This window comes from Nocardiopsis sp. LDBS0036 (assembly GCF_041228755.1).
Classification (GTDB): domain Bacteria; phylum Actinomycetota; class Actinomycetes; order Streptosporangiales; family Streptosporangiaceae; genus Nocardiopsis; species Nocardiopsis dassonvillei.
The window spans coordinates 5,542,760-5,565,151 of record NZ_CP141103.1 but is presented as its reverse complement, the minus strand read 5'-3'; the positions used below and the strand labels follow the sequence as shown (position 1 = coordinate 5,565,151).

General features: G+C 72.6%; 20 protein-coding genes. 8 read left to right on the top strand and 12 right to left on the bottom strand.

Translation table 11 applies throughout. The annotated features are described in order from the left end of the window. Nucleotides 1-142: 142 nt before the first annotated feature. The 7 genes from UIS43_RS23850 to UIS43_RS23820 all read right to left on the bottom strand — a co-directional run bounded on the left by UIS43_RS23850 (nucleotide 143) and on the right by UIS43_RS23820 (nucleotide 7,323). On the bottom strand, nucleotides 143-520 hold the full coding sequence (locus UIS43_RS23850; RefSeq protein ID WP_013151502.1) for a VOC family protein: 378 nt from the start codon (nucleotides 518-520) through the stop codon (nucleotides 143-145). 397 nt (nucleotides 521-917) lie between these two features. Further along, a complete protein-coding gene (locus UIS43_RS23845; RefSeq protein ID WP_013151501.1) occupies nucleotides 918-1,610 on the bottom strand; it encodes a haloacid dehalogenase type II in 693 nt (230 codons plus the stop codon). A gap of 299 nt (nucleotides 1,611-1,909) precedes the next feature. After that, nucleotides 1,910-2,836, bottom strand: a complete 927-nt coding sequence (locus tag UIS43_RS23840) for a fructosamine kinase family protein (protein ID WP_013151500.1) — start codon at nucleotides 2,834-2,836, stop codon at nucleotides 1,910-1,912. A 23-nt stretch (nucleotides 2,837-2,859) separates the two neighbouring features. Beyond that, a complete protein-coding gene (locus tag UIS43_RS23835) occupies nucleotides 2,860-3,387 on the bottom strand; it encodes a low molecular weight protein-tyrosine-phosphatase (protein ID WP_026337862.1) in 528 nt (175 codons plus the stop codon). Nucleotides 3,388-3,642: 255 nt separating this feature from the next. Further along, complete coding sequence (locus tag UIS43_RS23830; RefSeq protein WP_013151498.1) at nucleotides 3,643-4,077, bottom strand: response regulator; 435 nt, start codon at nucleotides 4,075-4,077, stop codon at nucleotides 3,643-3,645. 28 nt (nucleotides 4,078-4,105) lie between these two features. Then, nucleotides 4,106-6,031 carry a sensor histidine kinase gene (locus UIS43_RS23825; RefSeq protein WP_013151497.1) on the bottom strand — a complete coding sequence of 642 codons (1,926 nt, stop codon included), beginning with the start codon at nucleotides 6,029-6,031 and terminating at the stop codon, nucleotides 4,106-4,108. Between the two features lie 26 nt (nucleotides 6,032-6,057). Continuing rightward, the gene (locus UIS43_RS23820; RefSeq protein WP_013151496.1) at nucleotides 6,058-7,323 is read right to left on the bottom strand and encodes a PP2C family protein-serine/threonine phosphatase; all 1,266 of its coding nucleotides are present in this window, start codon (nucleotides 7,321-7,323) and stop codon (nucleotides 6,058-6,060) included. A gap of 589 nt (nucleotides 7,324-7,912) precedes the next feature. Here UIS43_RS23820 and UIS43_RS23815 point away from each other — a divergent pair. After that, nucleotides 7,913-8,620, top strand: coding sequence for a heme oxygenase (biliverdin-producing) (locus UIS43_RS23815; protein ID WP_370011739.1), 708 nt, complete (start codon nucleotides 7,913-7,915; stop codon nucleotides 8,618-8,620). Between the two features lie 18 nt (nucleotides 8,621-8,638). Here the strand turns inward: UIS43_RS23815 and UIS43_RS23810 are convergent, their stop codons facing one another. After that, a complete protein-coding gene (locus tag UIS43_RS23810; protein ID WP_013151494.1) occupies nucleotides 8,639-9,142 on the bottom strand; it encodes a CGNR zinc finger domain-containing protein in 504 nt (167 codons plus the stop codon). A gap of 107 nt (nucleotides 9,143-9,249) precedes the next feature. Between UIS43_RS23810 and UIS43_RS23805 the strand changes: the two genes are divergently transcribed. The 3 genes from UIS43_RS23805 to UIS43_RS23795 all read left to right on the top strand — a co-directional run bounded on the left by UIS43_RS23805 (nucleotide 9,250) and on the right by UIS43_RS23795 (nucleotide 11,416). Continuing rightward, entirely contained in the window at nucleotides 9,250-10,131 is an 882-nt protein-coding gene (locus UIS43_RS23805) for an alpha/beta fold hydrolase (RefSeq protein WP_370011738.1), read from the top strand. 207 nt (nucleotides 10,132-10,338) lie between these two features. Continuing rightward, nucleotides 10,339-10,998, top strand: coding sequence for a TetR/AcrR family transcriptional regulator (locus UIS43_RS23800; RefSeq protein WP_370011737.1), 660 nt, complete (start codon nucleotides 10,339-10,341; stop codon nucleotides 10,996-10,998). A 154-nt stretch (nucleotides 10,999-11,152) separates the two neighbouring features. Further along, a complete protein-coding gene (locus UIS43_RS23795) occupies nucleotides 11,153-11,416 on the top strand; it encodes a hypothetical protein (protein WP_013151491.1) in 264 nt (87 codons plus the stop codon). Here the strand turns inward: UIS43_RS23795 and UIS43_RS23790 are convergent. Further along, on the bottom strand, nucleotides 11,397-12,416 hold the full coding sequence (locus tag UIS43_RS23790; RefSeq protein ID WP_370011736.1) for a PolC-type DNA polymerase III: 1,020 nt from the start codon (nucleotides 12,414-12,416) through the stop codon (nucleotides 11,397-11,399). The two genes, UIS43_RS23795 and UIS43_RS23790, sit on opposite strands and share 20 nt — an antisense overlap. Nucleotides 12,417-12,718: 302 nt before the next feature. On the opposite strand from UIS43_RS23790, the gene UIS43_RS23785 reads away from it, so the two are divergent. After that, nucleotides 12,719-13,681: an asparaginase gene (locus UIS43_RS23785; protein ID WP_013151489.1), complete on the top strand. Its 963-nt coding sequence runs from the start codon at nucleotides 12,719-12,721 to the stop codon at nucleotides 13,679-13,681. 42 nt (nucleotides 13,682-13,723) lie between these two features. Next, nucleotides 13,724-14,995 (top strand): NAD(P)/FAD-dependent oxidoreductase, encoded by a 1,272-nt coding sequence (locus UIS43_RS23780; protein ID WP_370011735.1) that lies wholly within the window; start codon nucleotides 13,724-13,726, stop codon nucleotides 14,993-14,995. On the opposite strand, the gene UIS43_RS23775 is transcribed toward UIS43_RS23780, so the two are convergent. Next, nucleotides 14,979-15,170: a ferredoxin gene (locus tag UIS43_RS23775; protein WP_013151487.1), complete on the bottom strand. Its 192-nt coding sequence runs from the start codon at nucleotides 15,168-15,170 to the stop codon at nucleotides 14,979-14,981. The two genes, UIS43_RS23780 and UIS43_RS23775, sit on opposite strands and share 17 nt — an antisense overlap. Before the next feature lie 1,510 nt (nucleotides 15,171-16,680). Between UIS43_RS23775 and UIS43_RS23770 the strand changes: the two genes are divergently transcribed. After that, entirely contained in the window at nucleotides 16,681-18,000 is a 1,320-nt protein-coding gene (locus UIS43_RS23770; RefSeq protein WP_071621396.1) for a DUF4153 domain-containing protein, read from the top strand. Nucleotides 18,001-18,206: 206 nt separating this feature from the next. Here UIS43_RS23770 and pip read toward each other — a convergent pair whose 3' ends face one another. Continuing rightward, complete coding sequence (gene pip, locus UIS43_RS23765) at nucleotides 18,207-19,163, bottom strand: prolyl aminopeptidase (RefSeq protein ID WP_013151485.1); 957 nt, start codon at nucleotides 19,161-19,163, stop codon at nucleotides 18,207-18,209. Between the two features lie 168 nt (nucleotides 19,164-19,331). Further along, on the bottom strand, nucleotides 19,332-20,213 hold the full coding sequence (locus tag UIS43_RS23760; protein ID WP_013151484.1) for a DUF4429 domain-containing protein: 882 nt from the start codon (nucleotides 20,211-20,213) through the stop codon (nucleotides 19,332-19,334). A 350-nt stretch (nucleotides 20,214-20,563) separates the two neighbouring features. Between UIS43_RS23760 and UIS43_RS23755 the strand changes: the two genes are divergently transcribed. After that, nucleotides 20,564-22,282 (top strand): AMP-binding protein, encoded by a 1,719-nt coding sequence (locus UIS43_RS23755; protein WP_013151483.1) that lies wholly within the window; start codon nucleotides 20,564-20,566, stop codon nucleotides 22,280-22,282. Nucleotides 22,283-22,392 lie beyond the last annotated feature (110 nt).

Below are 22,392 nucleotides of genomic sequence, written 5' to 3'. Positions count from 1 at the left end.
TCGGCGGTAGGCGTCAGGAAGGCGAGCCTCCGGCGGGTCCGGCCCGGCCGGTGCGCGGCGGGTGGTGAACGGTGGGAGCGGCTGGTGCCGTTACCGGCCGCGACCACGCAGGCGGGCTGGCCGCCGGTGCGGACGGAGGCCGTCAGAGCCGGTCGAGGCGGGCCCTGAGCAGGCAGAACTCGTTGCCCTCGGGGTCGGCGAGGACGTGCCAGGGCTCCTCCCCGCTCTGACCGATGTCGGCGAACACGGCACCGGCGGCGAGAAGGCGTTCGAGCTCGGCGTCCTGGTCGCGGTCGGTGGCGTTGACGTCGATGTGCAGCCGGGGTTTCGCCCTCTCCGGCTCCTCGGTGCGGCTGAGGATGATCGTCGGCTGCAGGCCGCCGAACCCCTCACGCGGCCCGATCTCGATGCAGCCCTCCTCGCGGTCCAGCACGACGAAGTCCAGGACCTCGCACCAGAACCGCGCCAGCACCTCGGGGTCGCGGCAGGAGAGCACGAGTTCACTGATACGACATGCCATGGACGAAGCCTGCTCTCCTCGTGGGAACCGACGGGGTGGCCACGCGCGGGTCTCGTGGACTCCGCGGCGGCGGCACTCCCAGACCGTACCGGGTGAGGCGAGCGGGAGCGAGGGAATTTCCGGGAACCGCCCGGCCGGGTCTACCCGGCCGAATAGGGCCGGTCCAGGCCGCCGGACACGGGTCACCGGCTCCGCTCCCCGGGCTCTCCGTCCGAGGTTCCGGGCTTCGGCTTCCACAGCCTCGAATCCGGGTTTGGGTCACCGGGCTTGGGAGACCGGACACTCGGTCCCAGGTTTCGAGGCTCCAGGCTTCGGTTCCCAGGTCCTCGACCCTCGATTCAAGAACTCAGGCTCCGGAATCCACACCCTTGGTTCAAGGGGCGGAGCTCTCGGGCCGTCAGATCGCGTTGAGGCTTATGGCCAGTTCGTCGAGGCTCTTCACGGCCAGGTCGAAGCGGTCCGTCGCGCGCGGAGGATCCCCGACGGGGCGTTCGACGTAGGCGGTCCGCATACCCAGGGCCTGCGCGCCCCGAAGGTCCCAGGCATGGGCGGCGACCATGAGCAGGCGGTCCGGCGGGCAGTCCGCGTTCGCGATCGCGAGCCGGTACACGTCGGGATGGGGTTTGTAGCCGCGCGCGTCCTCGGCGGAGAGCACCTGGTGCCAGCGGAGCCCGGCATGTGCACTGATACGGGTGAGCGCCGGGTGGCTGGCGTTCGACAGTCCGACCACCGGGAAGTACGAGGCGATCCGGTCCAGCGCGGAGGCGGAGTCCGGCCACGGCGCCAACCGCTGCGCGGAGGCCGCCAGCGAGCGGATCGCGTCCGCGTCGTCGACACCGGCCTCGGCCGCGACGCGTGTGGCCGCTTCGAGGTCGATCACCGTGCTGTTGGCGTAGGGGCGGCGGCCCGCGAGGATCTCCTGCTGCTGCTCATCGACATGCCTGTTCCACACCTGGACCAACTCGCGCGCCCTCACGTCGTCGATGTCCGGGAGCAGTGTCCGGATGCCGCGCCCGATACCGGCGGGCTCATCGACCATGGTCCCCAGAACGTCGAAGACGATCACGTCTATGTCGGAGGGTGAAGTCACGAGAAGCGCTCCCTAGGTTCCTCCGCTGCGCCACCCGGAATGTGTGGGGGCTCAGTTACAGGAGGGTTCAGCGATCCGCCTGGCACGTTGGCGAGCATAGTGCGGGACCCCCCAGCCGTTCCCGCCGGAGGGGGTCAGCGGTTCCCCCGGTCCCGACGGCACCGGACTGTCGGCACGGCCCCAGCCACCCCTCAGGAGGAACAGCACGCGGAGCGGCCGACACACGGGACGCTCGGCACGGCCGAACACCGTCCAGACCGGCCGACACGGTCAGCCGCCGCGCGGAACGACCAGCACGGTCAGCCGCCGCGCAGGGCGGTGCGCGCGGCCTCCAGGGTCGTGGTGCGGTAGGCGGCGCCGAACAGGCACACATGGACCAGCAGCGGGTGCAGCTGGTGCAGGGCGACCCGCGACCGCCACCCGGAGGCCAGCGGCGCCACCTCGTTGTAGGCGTCGCGGACCCGTTCCAGGTGGGGCAGGCCGAACAGGGCCAGCATGGCCAGGTCCGCCTCACGGTGCCCGCCGTGCGCGGCCGGGTCGATGACCACCGCGTCCTGAGCCCGCCAGAGGACGTTGCCGCTCCACAGGTCGCCGTGGACGCGCGCGGGCTCCTCGGGTTCTCCGGCCAGGTCGGCGACGGCGTCGACCACCTTCTCGACCACGCGGCCGTCGGACGGGGTGAGGGAGCCCTGGTCCAGGGCCTGGCGCAGGTAGGGGCGCAGGCGCTGCTCGGCGTAGAAGCGCGGCCAGTCCCGGGAGGGGGTGTTGTCCATGGTGAGGGGGCCGATGTAGCCGGGCCAGTCGGCGCCGAAGTGGTCGGCGCCGGTCAGGTGCATCCCGGCGAGTTGGCGGCCGAGGCGTTCGGCGGCCTGGGCGGTGGGTTCGCGCTCCTCGATCCACGGCAGGACGAGGATGCGGTCGTCCCAGGCCACGACGTCGACGGCGGGTGAGCCGAAGGTCCGGCCCAGCCAGTCCAGGCCGCGCGCCTCAGCGGTGAGCACCCCGTTGGGCGGGGCTCCGCGCACGAGGGACTTGACGAACAGGCGGGTGCCGTCGGTGAGTTCGGCGTAGTAGATGTCCCAGTCGTGGCTGCTGCCCGCGCGGGCGGCGCGCCTGACGTCGCGGTCGAGCAGGACGGTGAGGCGTTCGGCCATGGTTCCGTTGACCGGGTCCCTGCGGCGGCCCTCCCCGTGCCCGTCGCCGCCGTCGCCTCCGAAGTCCCGCACGATCCGCTCCCCCCTCACCCGCGCTACCGCCTCAACCGGGTGACGAGTTCGCCGGTGAGGCCCTTGGCCGCGGACTCCACCATGTTGAGTACGGCGGTGAACCCGTCGTCGCCTCCGTAGTAGGGGTCGGGGACCTCCGGGTTGGGTCCGGTGCCGGGCGCGAAGGAGCGGAAGAGGCGGACCCGCGACATGTCGAACCCGTACTCCTCACCGTACTCGTCGACGATGCGCCGGATCTCGTCGACGTTGTCCAGGTCCATGGCGAGGACGAGGTCCCGGTCGGCGAGGACCTCGTGGGCGAACTGGCGGGCGGTGTGACTGGTGAGGTATCCGTGCACGCGCAGGGTGGAGGCCGCGCGCGGGTCCATGCCGCCGCCCACGTGCCAGTCGCCCGTGCCGAAGCTGTCCACCGCCACGAGGTCGCTCATCCCGGCGCGTTCGAGGTCGGCGGCGAGGATCTTCTCCGCCATGGGCGAGCGGCAGATGTTGCCCAGGCACACCACACTGACGCGGTAGGGACCAGCGGGGTCACGCGGTTCCGGCAAGCTCATGCCCTTACCGTAACGAAAAACCGCTGCGGCCACGTGTTGTGGCTCCCGCGCGTTCGCCGGGCCGGGCGGGGCAGCGCGAAGCGGGAGGGGTGGGTGGCCCCCTATATCCATGGAACCGCGGGCGGACACACCGCGGTAGTCCCCGTGCGCGGCTGCGGAAAACCCCGCGGAGGGCCGACCGCGCGGGCCTCCCCCGCCGGTCCCCGCGCGGGTCTCTGGCGCTGCCGCGGCCCTCCCGTGGGACGGGCGCGCCGCCTACCCCTTGGGCAGGCGCACCACGCTGACGAAGAAGTCGTCGATCTGCCGGACCACCCGTATGAACTGGTCGAAGTCCACCGGCTTGGGGACGTAGGCGTTGGCGTGCAGGCGGTAGCTGCGCAGCACGTCCTCCTCCGCCTCCGAGGTGGTGAGCACCACGACGGGGATGTGCGCGAGGTCCTCGTCGTTCTTGACCTCCTCCAGCACCTCCCTGCCGTCCTTGCGGGGCAGGTTGAGGTCGAGCAGGATCAGGTGGGGACGGGGCGCGTCGGCGAACTCCTCCTCGCGGCGCAGGAAGCGCAGCGCCTCGACACCGTCGGAGACCACGTGCAGGCGGTTGCCCAGCTTGTGTTCCTCGAACGCCTCCCTGGTCATCAGGACGTCGCCGGGGTCGTCCTCGACCAGCAGCACCTCGATGGGATGCACCAACATGACCTCGCTCAAGCTTCCAGACCCCTGCTCAGGGTCCCGCCCCGTGACCGGGGGGAACCGTACCGCCACCGGTGTCGGGCTGGGCGGAGCGGACGCCGCCGGGCCTGTCGCCCGGTTCGGCGCCGTCCTCCCCAGGGTTGTCCGTACCCGTGGGCTGTCGTGCGGCCGTCGGAGCCGAGTCCTCGGGGGTGGTCTCGGCGTCCTCGGTGCCCTCGTCCCCGTTATCGACGGCGAGGGGCTCGGCGGTTCCCCTGTCGGGGGCCGGGTCCTCGTCCTCCGCGGGGTCGGCGGGCAAGGACCAGCATATGCGCGTTCCGGTTCGACCAGAGTCCCGGTCACCTGAGGTTTCGGATTCCCCGGGGTCCCGGGAGCCGGTTTCCAGCCAGATCCGTCCCCCGTGGAACTCCACGATCTTCTTGCACATCGCCAGGCCGATACCGGTTCCCGTGTACTTGTCCCTGGTATGCAACCGCTGGAAGATCACGAAGATGCGCTCCGCGTACTGCGGTTCGATTCCGATCCCGTTGTCGGAGCAGCAGAACACCCACTCGTCACCGCGCCGTTCGACGCTGATGTGGACCCGGGGGTCCTCCTCGCCGCGGAACTTCACGGCGTTGCCCACGAGGTTGAAGAACACCTGGGTCAGGAGAGTGCGGTCGCCCTGCACGGTCGGCAACGGGTCCCGGGTGACCTCGGCGTCGGCCTCCTCCAGACGGGTGGACAGGCTGCTCAGGGCGTCGTCCAGCGCGTCGTCGAGGGCGACCGGCGCGAAGTTCCTGACCCGGCCGACCCGGGAGAAGGCCAGTAGATCGTTGATGAGGGTCTGCATGCGCTTGGCGCCCTCGACCGCGAAGTCGATGTAGGCGTCGGCGCGCTCGTCCAGCTGCCCCTGGTAGCGGCGCTGGAGCAGCTGGCAGAAGCTCGCCACCTTGCGCAGCGGCTCCTGGAGGTCGTGGGAGGCGACGTAGGCGAACTGCTCCAGCTCCAGGTTGGAGCGGCGCAGTTCCTCGGTCTGGTTCTCCATGAGGACGGACTGCTCCTGGAGCTTGCGCCGCGCGGAGGCGACCTCGTCCAGGTCCTGCACGATGCGCTCGCGCATGGCGTCCACGTCCTGGCCGAGCCGGACGATCTCGGGCGGGCCGTGCAGGGAGATCCGGTGGGCGTAGTAGCCCTCCGACACTTGGCGCATGTGCCCGGCGAGTTCCTCCAGGGGGCGCAGAACCCACTGCTGGAGCATCACCCACAGGAACACCGACAGGAACACCACGACCAGGCCGACCAGGACCAGCAGGGCCACGACCTGCTGGGTGGCCAGGGTCAGGCCCTCGCGGGCCTCCTTGATCTCCGCCTCCAGCTGGCTGGTGGTGGCGTCGCTGATCCGGCTGAGCTCCAGGAAGAGGACCCGGCCGCGCCGCAGCTCCTCCTGGGTGACCTCCTGGCCGCCGCTGACCCGCTCCAAGGCGGGCTCGGCGAACTCCTCGGTCCACACCCGGCCCGCGGTGAGCAGGTCGTCGACGTTGGTGGCCACCTCGGGGTTGTCCTCGGCCAGCTGGGCCAGGACGGCCTGGTTCTCCGTCAGCGTCAGCTGGCTCTCGACGTAGGGCTGGAGGAACTCGCGGTCCTGGGTGAGGATGTAGCCGCGCAGGGCGTGGTCCTGGGTGAGGTAGGCCGAGTGCGTCTGCTCGACCGCGCTCACGGCGGGTGTCAGGGAGTCGACCTGGAGCGCCAGGGACTCGCGGGCCTGGAACGCCGCCAGGGTGATGACGGACACCGCCACGACCAGGACGACGGCGACCACGGCCAGCAGGCTCGTGACGCGCCGCCGCAGGCTCCACGACTGGTGGGCCGAGCGCTTCCCCTCGCGGTTGGTGCCGTTGACGAAGTGCGTGCCGCCGGTCGAGGCCGCGCCGTGCACGCCGGTGTCCGGGGCGGGCCCGGATCCCTCGGTCTCCATGGCCGTCCCCTCTCCGGTCGCCGGTGTCACTCGGGCTCTCCGTGGGTGATGAGCAGCATCGCCACGTCGTCCTGGAGCGGTCCGCCGTTGCTGCGCTCGGCCTCGTCCACCAGGCGTTCGGGCAGCCCGGCCAGGGAGGTGCCCCGTTCCAGCACGCCGGAGACCATCCGGCGCAGGCCCGCGACCTCCAGGCGGGCGGGCGGGGCGCCGTCGTAGGCGTCCACGAGGCCGTCGGTGTAGAAGAGCATGGTCGCCCCGGTGGGGAGCACGACCGTGTCGGTGTCGGTCTGCTCGACAGGGAAGACGCCCAGGGGAGGCTGCGGGGTGACGCGGGTCTCCTCGACGGCGCCGCCGCGCAGGACCATGGGCGGCGGGTGGCCCAGGACGCGGAGCCTGACCCGGTCGTCGCCGGTGTCCAGGCTGGCCATGCACAGGGTGGCGTACATCTCCTCCTGGGCCCGCTCGGTGACCAGGATGTCCTCCAGGCTGGTCAGCACCTTGTCCTCATCGACGCCGCCCATGATGAGGGCGCGCCAGGCGATGCGCAGGCTGACTCCGAGCGCGGCCTCGTCGGGGCCGTGCCCGCTGACGTCGCCGATGATGACGTGGGTGGTGCCGTCCTTTTCGACCGCGTCGTAGAAGTCCCCGCCGACCAGGGCGCGTTTGCGGCCGGGGCGGTAGTAGGCCAGGTGCTCCAGGGGCGAGCGTTGGAGCAGGACCTGGGGCAGGAGTCCGCGTTCGAGGCGCATGTTCTCGCGGGCGCTCATGCGGGCCTCGCGCAGCTGGCGGGCGTTCTCGTCGGCGCGGCGGCGCTCCAGGGAGTAGCGCAGGCTGCGGCCGAGCAGGGAGCCGTCGACCTGGCCCTTGACGAGGTAGTCCTGGGCGCCCGCGGCCACGGCGGCGACGCCCTCGTGCTCGTCGTCGAGTCCGGTGAGGACGACGACGGCGGCCTCGGGTGCGCCCTCCAGGACCTCGCGGAGCAGGTCCAGCCCGTGGGCGTCGGGGAGGTTGAGGTCGAGCAGCACGCAGCCCCGGAAGCCCTCCAGGTGCCGGCGCGCCTCGGCGAGCGTGGGGACCCAGGTGATGTGCGTGGGCAGGGCCGTCTCGTCGAGCAGTTCCTCGGCGAGGAAGGCGTCCCCGGGGTCGTCTTCTATGAGTAGGACGTCAACCGGTTCGACAGCAGCCTCCACCCGCTCGTTCGGGACGGTGTCGTCGCCCAGGAAGGCCCCGTCGTGCGGGGCAGCGTCGTTGGCGGAGGCGGCCCGTGCCGCCTCCCCGCCGATCACCGTCACGGGATCGTGCCCTGTTCTCCTGGTATCCACTCATCGCCCTTGGTCTGCCGGTTCGTGGGTGCCGTGTCGCGCCGTGTGACCCCGGGGGGCGCCCCGGGTTCTCCCGGCGGTCCGGACCGCACGACACCCAAACGATAATCGCCCCGGTGACCTGTTGACCAGCGGCCGTGACGAGACACATCCGACGCCGGAGACCGGGATCACAGCCCTGTTCTCCCTGTGTGAGGGCCTGTTGGCCCGCGGTGGGAACCCGCTGACGCTCCGCCCCGACGTGCGGACGGAACGAGCATGCGCCCATGCACGAGCACATGCAGGGTGTGACGGGGGACACGCGCTGGATTTCTTCGAGCGTACCCGAGGCCCCTCCGGAGAGGTCGGCGCCCCTGCGGGAGACGCGCACGGAAGCGGTGCGGCGGCCTCCGGGAGGGAGCCCGGGCGGCGGGCCCGGAGGCGGAGGGGGAGACGGGCCCGGCACCCCTCGGCACGCCGGCAGATTTTCATGACAGGGTGTCATATCCCCCTTGACAGCGGCCTCCGTCTAAATGACATGATGTCATAAACGTGCCGGACGGAAGGCGGAAGAGCACCGATGAGCGCAACGGCCGAGGTTCCCGCGACGACCGCCCCCGACACCCCCGGGACCTTCTCCGAACGCCTGCGCGCGGCGACCTGGAGCGACCACCAGGCCGCCGAGGACCACGGTTTCACCCGGGCCCTCATGGACGGCACGCTCCCCCTGGACGGGTACACCGGCATGGTCGCCCAGCACTACTTCGCCTACGTCGCGCTGGAGGAGACCGGCCGGCGCCTGGCGGACGACCCCGTCGCCGGAAGGTTCCACTACCCGGAACTGGAGCGGGTCCCCGCGCTGGTCCGCGACCTGGAGCACCTGCTCGGCGCCGACTGGCGCGACAGGATCGCCCCCACCCCGGCCACCCGCACCTACGCGGCGCGCATCGAGCAGATGGCCGACCACCCCGAGGGGTTCGTCGCGCACCACTACACCCGCTACATGGGCGACGTGTCCGGCGGGCAGTTCATCCGCCGCGTGGCCGCCAGCGCCTACGGCCTGACCGACGCGGCCGGCGTCTCCTTCTACGTCTTCGACGCGCTGGGCAGCCTGCCCCGCTTCCGCGCCGGGTACCGGGAGCGGCTCGACTCCCTGGCCCTGGATGAGGCCGCGGCCGCCCGCCTGGTGGCCGAGACCCGGCTGGCCTACCAGCTCAACACCGAGGTGTTCGCCAACCTGGGCCGGATGTACGCGCCGGGGACCGGGGCGGACGCCGACGCCGCCTGAGCCCCGACCGCGCGCCCGTCAGGCCTCCGGGGCCCGGCGGGCGCGCTCCTGGTGGCGGCGGGCCTTCAGGCGGTTGCCGCAGGTCCTCATCGAGCACCAGCGGGCGGTGTTGGCGCGGCTGCGGTCGAGGAGGAAGAGGCGGCACTCGTCGTTGCCGCAGGGGCGCAGCCGCCCGGGCCTGCGCTCCTGGACGTCGTACCAGGCGAGCACCAGTTCCACCGCGAGCGTCCGCTCGGGCGGCGCCCGGAGAGTCCACCGCAGGTCCGCCCCGTCGATGTCGGGAACCCGGGTTACCCCGGCGAGCATCCCCCGCATCCGCGCCTCGGGCACGGGTCCGCGCGTGGCGGCCTGGAGCACGTCCCTCGCCGTCCGCAGCCAGTCGATCGCCGCCGCGTCATCGGAACCGCCGTGCTCGCGCGCCCACCGCCGCGGCGCGGCGTCGTCGGCCCACAGGTCCCGCCGTCGGCCGTCCACCACCGGGGTGCTGTTCAGCGCTTCGAGCAGCGCCTCCTCGTCGACCATGTCCACCCGCCTCCCGAACTAACCCTCTTCATCGACTTGACAGGTTACCCCGCATCCGCTCCACTGGTGGCAGAGATAACCATCAAAGTTGCCCTGGAGGGTTAGTCATGACGGAGATCCGCCACCAGTACGCCACCGTGCGCGGACACCGCGTCTTCTACCGGGAGGCCGGGCCCCGCGACGCGCCCGCCCTGGTGCTCCTGCACGGGTTCCCCACCAGCTCGCGCATGTTCCGCCGACTGATCCCGCGGCTGGCCGACCGGTTCCGCGTCATCGCCCCCGACCACCTCGGCTTCGGCCACTCCGACGCTCCACCCGCCGACGCGTTCGCGTACACGTTCGACGCGCTCACCGACGTCACGGAGGCGCTCCTGGCCGGGCTCGGCGTCACCAGCTACGCCATGTACGTGCAGGACTACGGCGCTCCCGTCGGGTGGCGGCTCGCGCTGCGCGCCCCGGAGGCGGTCACCGCGGTGGTCACCCAGAACGGCAACGCCTACGAGGACGGCTTCGTCCCCGAGTTCTGGGCGCCCGTGTGGGCCTACGCGAAGGATCCGGGGCCCGCGACGGAACCGGCGGTCCGCACCGCCCTCGACCTGGACGCGGTCCGCTGGCAGTACCTGCACGGGGTGAACCGCCCCGAACTGGTCGATCCCGACACCTGGACGGCCGACCACCGCGACATCAGCCGCCCCGGCAACGACCTCGTCCAGCTCGCCCTCCTGCGCGACTACGCCACCAACCCGCCCCTCTACCCGCGGGTGCACGCGTACTTCCGGGAGAGCCGCGTCCCGCTCCTGGCCGTGTGGGGAGCCGAGGACCGCATCTTCGGCCCCGACGGCGCGCGCGCCTTCGCCCGCGACCTGCCGGACGCCGAGATCCGCCTGGTGCCCGGAGGCGGCCACTTCCTGCTGGAGAGCCACCTGGACGGCACCGCCGAGCGCATCCGGGACTTCCTGACCCGTACGCTGACGGCGCCCCGGGGATGACGCCCGCGCGGGCGGAACCGGTGGCCGGGCGGGCGCGCCGCCGACCGCCCGCCGGGCCCCGCCCCGGCGGGGCCCGCCCCGGCGGGGCCCGGTCGTTCCGGAGCGTGCCCGGACCCGCTCCGGCCCTCCCGGCCGCCCTGCCACCACCGTCGCGCACGGTCACCGAAGACCGCCACGGTCCGCCCCCGGGCGTGACACCATAGGAGGATGCCCAAGATCACGGCGCCGACCATCGCCGCCCACCGTGCCCGCACACGGGATCGCATCATGGACGCCGTCGACGAGCTGATCCGGACCCAGGGGATCGACCGCATCTCCATGACCGACGTGGCCAACTCCGCGGGGATCACCCGTACCGCCCTGTACAACTACTTCCCCGACAAGCCCGCGCTGCTCCTGGCCTTCACCGAGCAGGTCAACAGCGCGTTCGTCGAGCGGTACAGGCGCGAACTCCCCTCGGGCGTCTCGGCGGCGCGGCGGCTCTCGGCGTTCGTCCGCCTCCAGTTGGAGGGCATCCTGGCGCATCCGCACCCGCCCGCCGCCGAACTCGGGGCCAGCCTCGGCCCGGACGCCTACCAGGCGCTCGCCGCCCACGTGGCGCCCATGCAGCGCCTGCTGACCGAGATCCTGGAGGAGGGCACCGCCGCGGGCGAGTTCGATCCCCTGCCCGCCGAGCCCGTCTCCCGGCTGGCCCTGTCGATGGTCGGCTCCCAGCGCCTGCCCCTCGTCAGCGGGGAGATCGACCTCGACGAGACCCACGCCCTGGTCACACGGTTCGTACTCCGCGCCCTCGGCGTGGCGACCGAAACCGTGGACACCGTTCTTCCGCAAACCGCCACGAAGAACACCCGGAGTGGTGACTCGTAAACACGCAGTCATAAGGGCTGGCCCATAACCTGCGCCACAACGTTGGCGAGGCGATATCAAGTCGCAACGGTACGGCGACATCGGTCAGAATCGGTGACCCCGCCCGCCCCTCGGGGCGGGCGCCCCTTCGACCGAGTGTGAGGCCCTCTCCGACGTGTCCCTCGTACTGATCCTCCTCGGCGCCGTCCTGGTGGCGGTCGCCATGTTCAACAAGGTCCCCAGCTACGTCCCCGGGCGGATCCCGGCGCCCCGCCCCGGCCGCGGCGGCTCCGTGGCCGCCGCGCGGAGCCCGGAGATGGTGCGCCCCCGCGTGAGACTGGTGTCGGCCCGGCTCACCGAACCGGGCAAGGCGCTGCTCACCACATTCGGCGGAAGCGCGCTGATCGTGGCGTTCTTCCTCACCCTGTCCGGTCTGTGAACCCCGGCCGGTCCCTGAGCACGGACCGGCCGATCCGGCCGAGCAGCCGTTCCGGGGAGCCGTCGCCGCGTCCGGCCGGGTAACCGAGGTCGCGCGTGCCCCCGCCGCCGGCCATGCGCAGCAGCAGGCCGCCCGCGGCGGTGGCCGCGAGCCCGCCCGTCACCGCGGCGGCCGCGGCCAGCCGCTCGCGGAAGCGGGTGTCCCGGTGCGCGGCCATCTCCGCGATGGCGCGGTCCGTGGCGCCGAAGGCCCCGCCGCACAGCAGCGGGTCCAGCTCGTGGGGCCGCCACCGCGCCTGCCAGGGGCTCAACGGGGGCAGTCCGCCGGGCACCGAGGACGTGCGCGGCTTCCAGCGGACGGGCCCCGCAGCGCCGACCGGGCCGGGAACCGGGTCCGGCACCGTGAGCCGCTTGGGCGCGGGACCGCCGTAGCGCAGTTCGCCGGGGGCGTTGGTGAGCATCTCCGCGAGCAGCTTGGCGCAGGCACGGGCGTCTCCCAGCGCGGTGTGCTGTCCGGTCGGCCAGTCTCCGCTGAGCCGGTGGGAGGCCTTGGGCAGCGAGTACCGCTCCAGCTCCACCTGGGAGCGCAGCGCGCGCAGCGTGCACAGCCCGGCCTGGCCCGTGGGAAGCCCGGCGGGCACCAGTTCCGAGGCCAGGAAGCGCTGTTCGAAGTCGAGGTTGTGGCCGACCACGACCGCCCCGGAGAGCAGTTCGGTGAGTCTGGGCACCACCTGGGCCGCGGTCGGGGCGCCCACCGTGTCGCCCTCGCCGATGCCGTGGAACTCCCGGCCGCCCACCGGCGCGCGCGGGTCGATCAGAGTGCTGAACTCCTCCACGAACTTGCCGTCGCCGCACACGCGCACCACGGCGATCTCCACGATGCGCGCGCCCTCGCGCGGTTCGAGGCCAGTGGTCTCCATGTCGAGCACCGCGTACTCCAGGTCCGCCGCCCGCATGCCGACCCTGCGCCGGGTCAGCGCGCCCATCCGCAGCGTTCCCATCGTGTGACCCACTCCCTCGTACCTCGTGTCGAACGGCCGTCCCACCTCGCCGCGTACCGGCAACGACCTTACTCCCCGCGTCCGACAGCGGACCCCGCGCACGTGGCGGGCCCCTCCCGGCGGCGGGGGGCCGACCGCTCCGGTCAGCCCCCGGACCGCGAGGCGTCTGCGGTCGGGCCGGTTCCGCGACCGCGGGGCGACCGGAAGAAAGGGGGGTTATGTAACGTTCTCAGTCGTGTCCACCCACAGGAGGACACTCCACGCGCACCCTGCCCCGACCTCAACGGCGAGGAGAAGCCCGCATGCCCCAGAGCCCGCTGCCCGAGTACGTCCCCCTGGCACAGGTCGTCCGGTCCGGAATGCTGGAGAGCGTCCACTACGGCGCGGTCGTCGGACTGGCCGCGGACGGCCGGATCGCCTACGCGCGCGGCCCCGTGCACCAGCCCATGTTCCCGCGCTCCTCGGCCAAGCCCTTCCAGGCGCTGGCGATGCTGCGGGCGGGCGCGCGCCTGGAGGGGCCCTCGCTGGCCATCGCCGCGGGCAGCCACTCCGGTGAGGAGGCGCACACCGCCGAGACCGAACGCATCCTGGCCGCGGCCGGGCTCACCGCCGACGCCCTGGGCTGTCCCCCGGCCGCCCCCGGCGGCAGGGAGGCGCGCGCCGCGTTCGTGCGCGCCGGACGCGAGCCCGAGCGCGTGCTGATGAACTGCTCGGGCAAGCACGCGGGCATGCTCGCCGCCTGCGTCGCCCGGGGGTGGAGCACCGGGGACTACCTGGAAGCAGAGCACCCCTTCCAGGTCCTGGTCCGCGAGACCATCGAGGAGCTGTGCGAGGAGCCGGTCGCGCACACCGCCGTGGACGGCTGCGGGGCGCCCCAGATGGCGGTCTCCCTGACCGGTCTGGCCCGCGGTCTGTGGCGCATGCGCACCGCCCCCGAGGGCGGTCCTGAACGGGCCGTGGTCGAGGCGATGAGCGCCCACCCGCTGTACGTGGCGGGCAGCGACCGGATCGACACCGACCTCATGAGGCGTATGCCCGGCCTGGTGGCCAAGGGCGGAGCCGACGGGGTGCTGGTGCTCAGCGCCGCCACCGGCGAGACCGTCGCCGTCAAGATCAGCGACGGGGACGCCGAGGAGCGGGCGCGTACGCTGGTCGCACTCGACGCGCTGCGGACCCTCGGTGTGGACGTCTCCCCCGTCCAGGACCGGCTGCGCGTGGACGTCCTCGGAGGTGGCGCCCCCGTCGGCGAGGTCCGCCCGCTCTGACCGACCCCGACCTCGGGAACCACCACCGGAAGGGACACCACCGTGCGGGACACCCTCAACGACATCGTCGTCGTCGGAGCGGGGATGGCCGGGCTGCACACGGCCGAGGCGCTGCGCGAACGCGGGTACGAGGGGCGGCTGACGCTCCTGGGCGAGGAGGCGCACCGGCCCTACTCGCGGCCTCCGCTGTCCAAGGAGGTCCTGACCGGGGTGGGTATGGAGCCCCCGGGCGGCGGCCCGGGCTGGCTGGTGGGCCACCGGGCGCTGCGTCTGCGCGAGGACGAGGCCGTGGACGCGCTGGACCTGGACTTCCGTCCGAGCAGCCGGGCCGTGGGGCTGGACACCGCCGCCCGTGAGGTGAGCGTGTCCGGTCCGGGCGGCGCCGCCTCGACGGTGCGCTACGACGGCCTGGTGATCGCCACGGGCGCGCGGGCGCGCCGCCCCGCCACCGACCTGGCGGGCGTGTACGTGCTGCGCACCCTGGACGACGCCGAGGCGGTGCGGTCGGAGTTCGACTCCGGTGGTCGGCTGGTGGTGGTCGGGGCCGGTTTCGTCGGCGCCGAGGTGGCGGCCAGCGCCCGAGCGGTGGGCATGGACGTGACCCTGGTGGAGGCGGCGCCCACACCGCTGACCCGGGTCGTGGACCCGAGGATCGGCGAGGTCCTCACGGAGCTGCACCGGGAGAACGGCGTCGACGTGCGCCTGGGCGTGGGCGTGGCCGGTTTCGAGGGCCGGGGCCGGGTGGAGCGGGTCCGGCTCGCCGACGGCTCGGCGGTGGAGGCCTCCCTCGTGGTCGCCGGGATCGGCGTGCACCTGAACACCGAGTGGCTGCGCGGGTCCGGGGTGGAGCTGCTGGCCGACGGCTCGGTGGCGTGCGACGAGTACTCCGCGACCTCGGTGCCGAACGTGTACGCGGTCGGGGACCTGGCGAACTGGCCGCACCCGCGCTACGGCGGGCGGATCCGCCTGGAGCACTGGACCAACGCGGGCGAGCAGGGCGAGGCCGCGGCGCACAACCTGTTGGCGGGCGACGGCGGGCGCACGCCCTTCACGCCGGTGCCCTACTTCTGGTCCGACCAATACAGGATGAAGGTCCAGCTGCTGGGCCAGGGCGCGCCCGCCGATCAGGTCGCCTTCGTGCACGGCTCCCCGGAGGACCGAAAGTTCGTGGCCTTCCTGGGCCGGGGCGGAATGCTCACCGGTGTGCTGGGGCTGCGCTCCACGCCCAAGACCATGCGCTACCGGGGTCTGCTGGAGAAGCCGACGACGTGGGACGAGGCGTTGGCGGCCGCGGGGGTCACTCCCGCACGGTGATGGCCCTCTTGGGGCACATGCGTTCGGCCTGGCGGACGCGTTCGCGGGACGCGGCGGCGGGTTCCTCGGTGAGCAGGTAGAGGAAGTCGTCGTCGCGGACCTCGAAGACCTCCGGTGCGGCGGCCATGCACAGGGCGTTGCTCTCGCACTGGTCGTAGTCGACCTCGACTCGCATCGTCGCCGGACTCCTCGCGCGGAAGGGGTGTGATCCCCGACTCTAGCCGGGACGGCCGTGCTGTACGGCTCGGACGGGCGCACCGGCGCACGTCCATGACTTCGCTTTTGTCCATAAAGCGGATGTTGTGTGAACCACCAGTGCGTACACGCTGTCCCACTGCCGACAGCACCGGGCCGTCCGGTGCCGTCGGGAAAGGGGCACACGGGTGAGCGAGGACGAGACCACCGGGAATCCCGAGAACCGTAGGTCGGCGGCGGAGGCCGCCCCCGTGGCGGGACCGGAAGGGACCCCCGTGCCACCGGGTCCAGCGGAGCAGGTGGAGCGGGAGGGGCAACCGGGGCGGGTGGATCCACCGTTACGGACGGGGCGACTGAGTCCGTCGGAAGTCTCAGGACGGCCGGGCCCGCCGGAGCAGGAGAGGCATCCGGTCCCTCCAGACCAGACGGAACACCCGGGACAGGTGGGGCAGGCAAGGCCGCGGAGCGCCCACCGGGAACCGCAGCAGTACGGCACGACGTTCGCGCACCTGTCCTACGCGCAGCACTACCAGCAGACGTACCACGACCCGGCCTACCGGTACCGGGAGCGGCCGCGGGTGCCCCTGCCCCGTGCACCCGCGTGGCTGCCGGTCGCCGTGCTCGGCGTCGGCGTGGTGGCCGCGCTGCTGGCCACGTTCGACCGGCCCGGGATCGGCCTGGTCATCACCGGTGTGGTCGCGGGTCTGACCGCTTTCGCCGCGCTGATGGTGCGCCCGGCCATCCCCGAGAGCGGTATGGAGGACGAGGAGGAACGAAACGGGGAACCGGGGCCCGGGAGCTCTTCTGGCACCGCTGGGAGCACGCGGACCCCCGTGGCCGGGGGTTCGGGTGTCCCCGATCCGGTCGCCCAGAGCGTCCCCGCCAAGGACGACGGACAACCGCGACCCGGGAACTCCTCCGTAGCCGCAGCGGACGCGGAGCACGCCGGGGTCTCCCCTGAGACCGGAGATCCGGCTTCTGGGGCCGCAGAGACCCGTGCGGTTTGCGGGGCCGATCCCTCGGCCGAGATGGAAGGGGCGCCGGAGGCCACGGAGGCCGGTGAATCCGACAGCAGCGGAACACGTACGCCTGGAAGCGAAGAGGCCACCGGTGCCACCGGCATCACCAAGGCTGGCGAGGCTGGCGAGGCTGGCGAGGCTGGCGAGGCTGGCGAGGCTGGCGAGGCCACCAATACCGCCTCCACCGGTGCTGGCGAAACCGCTACCGCTGAGGCCGCCGGGGCCGCTCCAGCCGTCACGCCCTCACCTCAACCTCTCGCCCGCCCCGCAGTCCCACACACCACTGCCACCGCCTCCCCATCCGCCTCCGGTCCTCAGACCGCCCCCACCCCTCAGACCTCCTCCCACCCCGCGGCCCCGCACACCCCAGCGGCCTCTGCCCCCCGCCTCTCTGCTCCTCACTCCTCTGCCGCCCCTGACCCCGAACCCACACCTGACCGCTACTCCCACACCTGGTCGGCGGTCTACGGCGTGCTCGCCGCCGCCCTGTTGTTCACGGCGGTGTTCCGGGACGCGGGCTGGGTGCTCCTGTGGACCCTGACCGCGTCCTTCCTCTTCGCTTCCATGGCCTTCGCCGCGCGCAACCCCGCCTCCCGCCAGGGCGCGGCGGGCGTCGTCACCGGCTCGCTCGCCCTGTTGCGCAACCTGCCCTCCACACCGCGGTTCCTGGCCGCTCCGCTGCAGAGCTCGCGATCCCGCCGCCTGGTCGGGCCGGTCCTGGTCACCACGGTGGCCACCGTCGGGCTGCTGCTCGTCTTCGGCGTGCTCTTCGCCTTCGCCGACCCGGTGTTCGGCAGCTACCTGGGCCGGATGTTCACCGACCTGTTCCGGGAGGGCGACCTCAACCCGTTCGGCGACCTGTTCGCCATGGTGACGGCTATGCTGCTCACCGGCTCCGCCGTGCTGGCCGCGCGCCGCCGCCACGCGCCGAGGCACGCCCCCCGCGCCACTCCCGTGGACCCCCTCCCCGTGAACCCCTCCCCCGAGCGGACTCCCCTGCCGGTGTGGGTGTGGACGATCCCGCTCGGCGCCCTGGTCCTCCTGTTCACCGCCTTCCTCGCGGTGCAGGCCGTCGCGATGTTCGGCGGCGACGAGTACGTCCAGCGCGTCGCCGGGGTCACCTACGCCGAGTACGCGCGCCAGGGCTTCTTCCAGCTGGTCGTGGTCAGCCTGCTCGTCCTGTGCGTCATCGCGGTGGTCGTACGCATCCTGCCCTCCAGCACCACCCGTGTCCTGCGCAACGTCCTGCTCGGGCTGCTGTGCACGCTCACCCTGGTCATCCTGGCCTCGGCGATGCTGCGCCTGCAGCTGTACATCGACACCTACGGGCTGACCCGGATGCGGGCCAGCGCCGAGGCGTGGATCGTGTGGAGCGCGGGGGTGTTCGGCCTGCTGCTCGTGGCGGGCGCGCTCGACACCCTGGGCCGTTCGGCGGCCTGGCTGCCCCGGGTCACGGCGGCCCTGGCCGGAACGGCACTGGCCGTGTTCGCCTACGGCAACCCGGACCTGCGGATCGCCGAGAGCCACCGGGACCTGGACCTGTCCACGATCGACACCTGGTACCTGCGCGACCTGTCCGCCGACGCGATCCCCGGTCTGCTCGAACTGGAGGGCGACGAACGCGACTGCGCCCTGGTGGGGTTCCAGGACCTCGTGGAGGAGGCCGACGACGCCGGGTTCGCGTCGTGGAACCTGTCCCGCCACCGGGGCCTCCAGCAGCTGGACGAACTGGGCCTGTTCGAGATCGGCGGCCAGGCCGGGATGAGCTGCTCCTACGAGCGCGGCTACTAGGGAGGGCGGCGGGCGCACGTCCCCACCGTCCCGCTCCCGGCGGACGCCTCGCGCGGTCCCTCCCGCGCACGGCCCCGGCCGCGTTCGCGCCCCGGCCGGACCGGTCGGGGCGCTCGGGGCTCAGGGGCGCGCAGGAGCACGGGGACTCCACCCCCGCGTCCCGCCCGCGGCCCCGGGGCGGCCCTCCCGCCCCGGGGCCGGACCGCCTACTTCGCGAAGCGGTCGGTCGCCTCGATCAGGTGGTCCAGGATGCCCGGCTCGCTGAACGCGTGCCCGGCGTCGTCCACGATGTGGAATTCCGCCTCCGGCCACGCCTTGTGCAGGTCGTAGGCGGTGCGGGCCGGGGTGCACACGTCGTAGCGGCCCTGCACGATCACGCCGGGGATGTGCCGGATCGCCTCCGCCCCGTCGATGAGCTGGTCGGGCTCCAGGAACCCGCGGTTGACGAAGTAGTGGTTCTCGATCCGCGCGAAGGCCAGCGCGTAGTCCTCGTCCGCGTGGTGCTCGCGCAGCTCGTGGTTGGGCAGCAGGGTGACCGTGGACCCCTCCCACACGCTCCACGAGCGCGCGGCGGCCAGGCGCTCCTCACGGTCGGGCGAGTTCAGGCGGCGCGCGTAGGCGGCGATGAGGTCGCCGCGCTCCTCCTCGGGGATGGGCGCCAGGTAGGACTCCCACAGGTCCGGGAAGAGCTGGGAGGCGCCCTCCTGGTAGAACCAGCGCAGCTCGCTCTCGCGCAGGGTGAAGATGCCGCGCACGACCAGCTCGCTGACGCGGTCGGGGTGGCGCTGGGCGTAGGCCAGCGCCAGGCAGCTGCCCCAGGACCCGCCGAAGACCTGCCAGGACTCCGCGCCGATCATCTCGCGCAGCCGCTCCATGTCCTGCACCAGCGTCCAGGTGGTGTTGGTGGACAGGTCGGTGTCCATCTGGCTGGCGTGCGGGGTGGAGCGGCCGCAGTTGCGCTGGTCGAACAGCAGGATCCGGTACCGCTCCGGGTCGAAGAGCCTGCGGTGGTCGGGCACGCATCCGCCGCCGGGGCCACCGTGCAGGAACACCACGGGCTTGCCCGCGGGGTTGCCGCACAGCTCCCAGTAGACGCGGTGTCCGTCGCCGACGTCGAGCATCCCCGAGTCGTACGGCTCGATGGGCGGGTACAAGGTACGCAAAGCGTGGGGCCTTTCGTGGACGTGTTCGTGGACGTGGTTCCTCCCCGGGGACCCCGGCGGAGTCGGGCGCCGCGGACGGAGGTGTCCGGCGGACGCCTGACGGAGAACGACGAGGAGAGGGTACGGCGTCCCAGGTGTCCACCGGGCGCGAACACGCACGGGACGCCGTCAGAGGCGGTCGAGCAGCTCGGCCTTCTTGGCGCTGAACTCGTCGTCGGTGAGCAGGCCCTCGGCGTGCAGCCGCCCGAGTTCGCGGATCTTGGCGAAGACCGCCTCGCTGCCGTCGTCGTCCGCCGCTCCGAGCGCGGCGCGCTCCTGCCGGGGGTCCTCGGCCGCCGCGACGTGGGCGTTGACGGTGGCGGCCATCAGCAGGGTCTCCTCGCTGCCCTTGGTCCCGTGCGAGGCGAGCGTGAAGAAGTCGTGGTCCAGCGCCGTGGCCTCGGGGATGGTCACCCCGCGCAGCACGATGCGCAGGTAGCCCTCGGTGACGTCGACCGGCGGGTGCCAGTGGGCGGTCTCGATCTCGGAGAGCTGGTAGTCGCGGGCCTTCTCCTTCTGCTTGGCCGTGCTGGCCAGCCAGTTGTCCCACTGGAGGCGCACGCGGGTGCCGTCGAAGGAGGCCGTGCCCTCGGCGGTGCGGACCTGGAGCGGGGGCCGGGCCACCAGTCCCCGGGCGACCTCGCGCGGGTCGAGTTCCCCGGTCAGGGTCTCGCGGGCGAAGCGGGCCGAGGAGGCGATCTGCTCGGAGTAGTACTCGGCGAGGAGTTCTCCGTCGTGCGGGCCGGTGATCAGCAGCGGGGTGAGCGCGTCCCGGCCGGGGACGCCCAGGAGCGCGTAGGGGTCGCCGCCCTCCACCAGCCGCAGCCGCAGCCGCCACCCGTGCTTGCGGGTGCCCCGGTCGAAGTCGACCTCGCGGACGGCGGCCAGCGGAACCGAGCAGCTCCCCAGCGACCGGAACAGGGCGGGCACCTTGCGGCCGGAGTCGAAGCGGACACGGATCGTCTCGTCGTCGATCCGCCAGGTTCCGTGGTGTCCGCGAAGTTCCTCCATGTCCACACATCCTAGAGCCAGCGGAACCCGCCCCGCGGGGCCGCATGCGGTCACCGTCCCGGCCCGCGGCGCCGGGCGCCCGACTGCGGACGGGGTTGTGCTCTCCCGTGCCTCCGCCCCACCGCACGCGCGCCGCCCACCGCCACCGACGCACGCCACGCCCGGCGCCTCCCCGTCCGGACGCCCGAACCGTCACCCGAGGTCAAGGGCCCGTCCGGACCACGGGCCCCAAGCGTCACGGCGGCGCATCCCGGGTAGGACCAGCGGGGCACACCCGTTGCACCGCCCAGCCCGGGCGGGACCGGCGGACAGTGCGGTCGGCGCCCTGTCCACGAACCGGAGGTCGCCACATGTCGAGAGAGACGGCAGCCGCGGGCGCGGCCGAGTTCCGCGCCGCCCGGGACCTGCTCCTGGACCTGCGCGAGGACCAGGGGAGGGCGCACCGGGAGTTCACCTGGCCCCGGTCGGACCGGTTCAACTGGGCGCTGGACTACTTCGACGAGGTGGCCGGGCGCCGTCCGGACCGGACGGCGCTGTGGATCGTGGAGGAGGACGGCGGCCAGGCCAGGTACACCTACCGGCGGATGTCGGAGCGCTCCGCCCAGGTGGCCAACTGGCTGAACAACCAGGGCGTGCACCCGGGCGACCGGATCCTGCTGATGCTGGGCAACCAGGTGGAGCTGTGGGAGACCCTGCTCGCCGCGACCAAGCTCGGCGCCGTGGTCTGCCCCACCCCCACCTCCCTGTCCGAGGGCGACCTGCTGGACCGGCTGGAGCGCGGCGAGATCGCGCACGTGGTGTGCTCGGCCGCCGAGACCGAGAAGTTCGCCCCGCTGCGGGGGCACTGGACGCGGATCTGCACGGGCTACATGGAGGGGTGGCTGAACTACGCCGACTCCGAGCACGCCGGTCTGGACTTCCACCCCCCGCACACCACCCACCCCGACGACCCCCTGCTGCTGTACTTCACCTCCGGCACCGCCACCCTGCCCAAGCTGGTCGTGCACACCCAGCGCTCGTACCCGGTGGGGCACCTGTCGACCATGTACTGGCTGGGTGTGCGGCCGGGCGACGTCCACCTCAACGTGTCCGAGCCGGGGTGGGCCAAGCACGCCTACGGCAGCGTGTTCGCGCCGTGGAACGCCGAGGCGACGGTGCTGGTCGTCAACCAGGAGCGCTTCGACGCGGCGGGGCTGCTGGACGCGATCGTGCGCTGCGGGGTGGACACGCTGTGCGCGCCGCCGACGGTGTGGCGGACTCTGGCGCAGGCCGACCCCGCCGCGTGGGACGTGGGGCTGCGCGAGGCGGTGGCCGCCGGGGAGCCGCTCAACCCCGAGGTGGTGGACCGCGTGCGCGAGGCCTGGGGCGTGACCGTGCGCGACGGGTTCGGGCAGACCGAGACGACCGTACTGCTGGGCAACGGCCCCGGTCAGCGCGTGGTGCGCGGGTCGATGGGGCGGGAGATGCCGGGCTACGACGTGGTGCTGACGGACCCGGCCACCGACGAGCCCGCCGACACCGGGCAGATCTGCGTGGACCTGGCCCGGGAGCCGGTGGGGGTGATGAAAGGCTACGCCGACAACCCCGGCCTCAGCCGCGAGGTGGTCCGCGGGGACCGCTACCGCACCGGTGACATCGCCAGCCGGGATTCGAACGGTTACATTACCTATATCGGTCGATCCGACGATGTGTTCAAGGCCTCAGATTACCGCATCTCACCATTCGAACTCGAAAGCGTTCTGGTCGAGCACGAATACGTGGTCGAGGCGGCCGTCGTTCCCTCCCCCGACCCGCTGCGGCTGGCGGTGGCCAAGGCGTACGTGGCCCTGGCCGAGGGGGTGGCCCCCGACGCCGAGACCGCGCGGTCGATCCTGGCCCACGCGCGCGAGCGCCTGTCACCGCACCAGAGGGTGCGCCGCCTGGAGTTCGGTGAGCTGCCCAAGACCGTCTCCGGTAAGATCCGTCGCGTGCAGCTGCGTCGGGCCGAGGCCGAGCGCGGCACGGTCGCCGACGGCGCGCGCAACCCGCGCGAGTACTGGGAGGAGGACCTCCCGGGGTTGGAGCGGTGACCGACCGGGCTCCGGAGCCGCCCCCGACGGAAATGGCCGCGGGAACCGGGAGAATTCCGTCTCACGCAATGAGACGCTTTTCGGCACCCGAAACCGGTGTGGTGTTTTCT

Excerpts from the sequence above, each read along its gene's own strand:
- UIS43_RS23815 (WP_370011739.1), top strand. The coding sequence starts at position 7,913 with ATGAGCGCAACGGCCGAGGTTCCCGCGACGACCGCCCCCGACACCCCC.
- UIS43_RS23805 (WP_370011738.1), top strand. The coding sequence starts at position 9,250 with ATGACGGAGATCCGCCACCAGTACGCCACCGTGCGCGGACACCGCGTC.
- UIS43_RS23850 (WP_013151502.1), bottom strand. The coding sequence starts at position 520 with ATGGCATGTCGTATCAGTGAACTCGTGCTCTCCTGCCGCGACCCCGAG.
- UIS43_RS23760 (WP_013151484.1), bottom strand. The coding sequence starts at position 20,213 with ATGGAGGAACTTCGCGGACACCACGGAACCTGGCGGATCGACGACGAG.
- UIS43_RS23825 (WP_013151497.1), bottom strand. The coding sequence starts at position 6,031 with ATGGAGACCGAGGGATCCGGGCCCGCCCCGGACACCGGCGTGCACGGC.
- UIS43_RS23810 (WP_013151494.1), bottom strand. The coding sequence starts at position 9,142 with ATGGTCGACGAGGAGGCGCTGCTCGAAGCGCTGAACAGCACCCCGGTG.
- UIS43_RS23835 (WP_026337862.1), bottom strand. The coding sequence starts at position 3,387 with ATGAGCTTGCCGGAACCGCGTGACCCCGCTGGTCCCTACCGCGTCAGT.
- UIS43_RS23785 (WP_013151489.1), top strand. The coding sequence starts at position 12,719 with ATGCCCCAGAGCCCGCTGCCCGAGTACGTCCCCCTGGCACAGGTCGTC.
- UIS43_RS23790 (WP_370011736.1), bottom strand. The coding sequence starts at position 12,416 with ATGGGAACGCTGCGGATGGGCGCGCTGACCCGGCGCAGGGTCGGCATG.
- UIS43_RS23800 (WP_370011737.1), top strand. The coding sequence starts at position 10,339 with ATGCCCAAGATCACGGCGCCGACCATCGCCGCCCACCGTGCCCGCACA.
- UIS43_RS23755 (WP_013151483.1), top strand. The coding sequence starts at position 20,564 with ATGTCGAGAGAGACGGCAGCCGCGGGCGCGGCCGAGTTCCGCGCCGCC.
- UIS43_RS23830 (WP_013151498.1), bottom strand. The coding sequence starts at position 4,077 with ATGTTGGTGCATCCCATCGAGGTGCTGCTGGTCGAGGACGACCCCGGC.
- UIS43_RS23775 (WP_013151487.1), bottom strand. The coding sequence starts at position 15,170 with ATGCGAGTCGAGGTCGACTACGACCAGTGCGAGAGCAACGCCCTGTGC.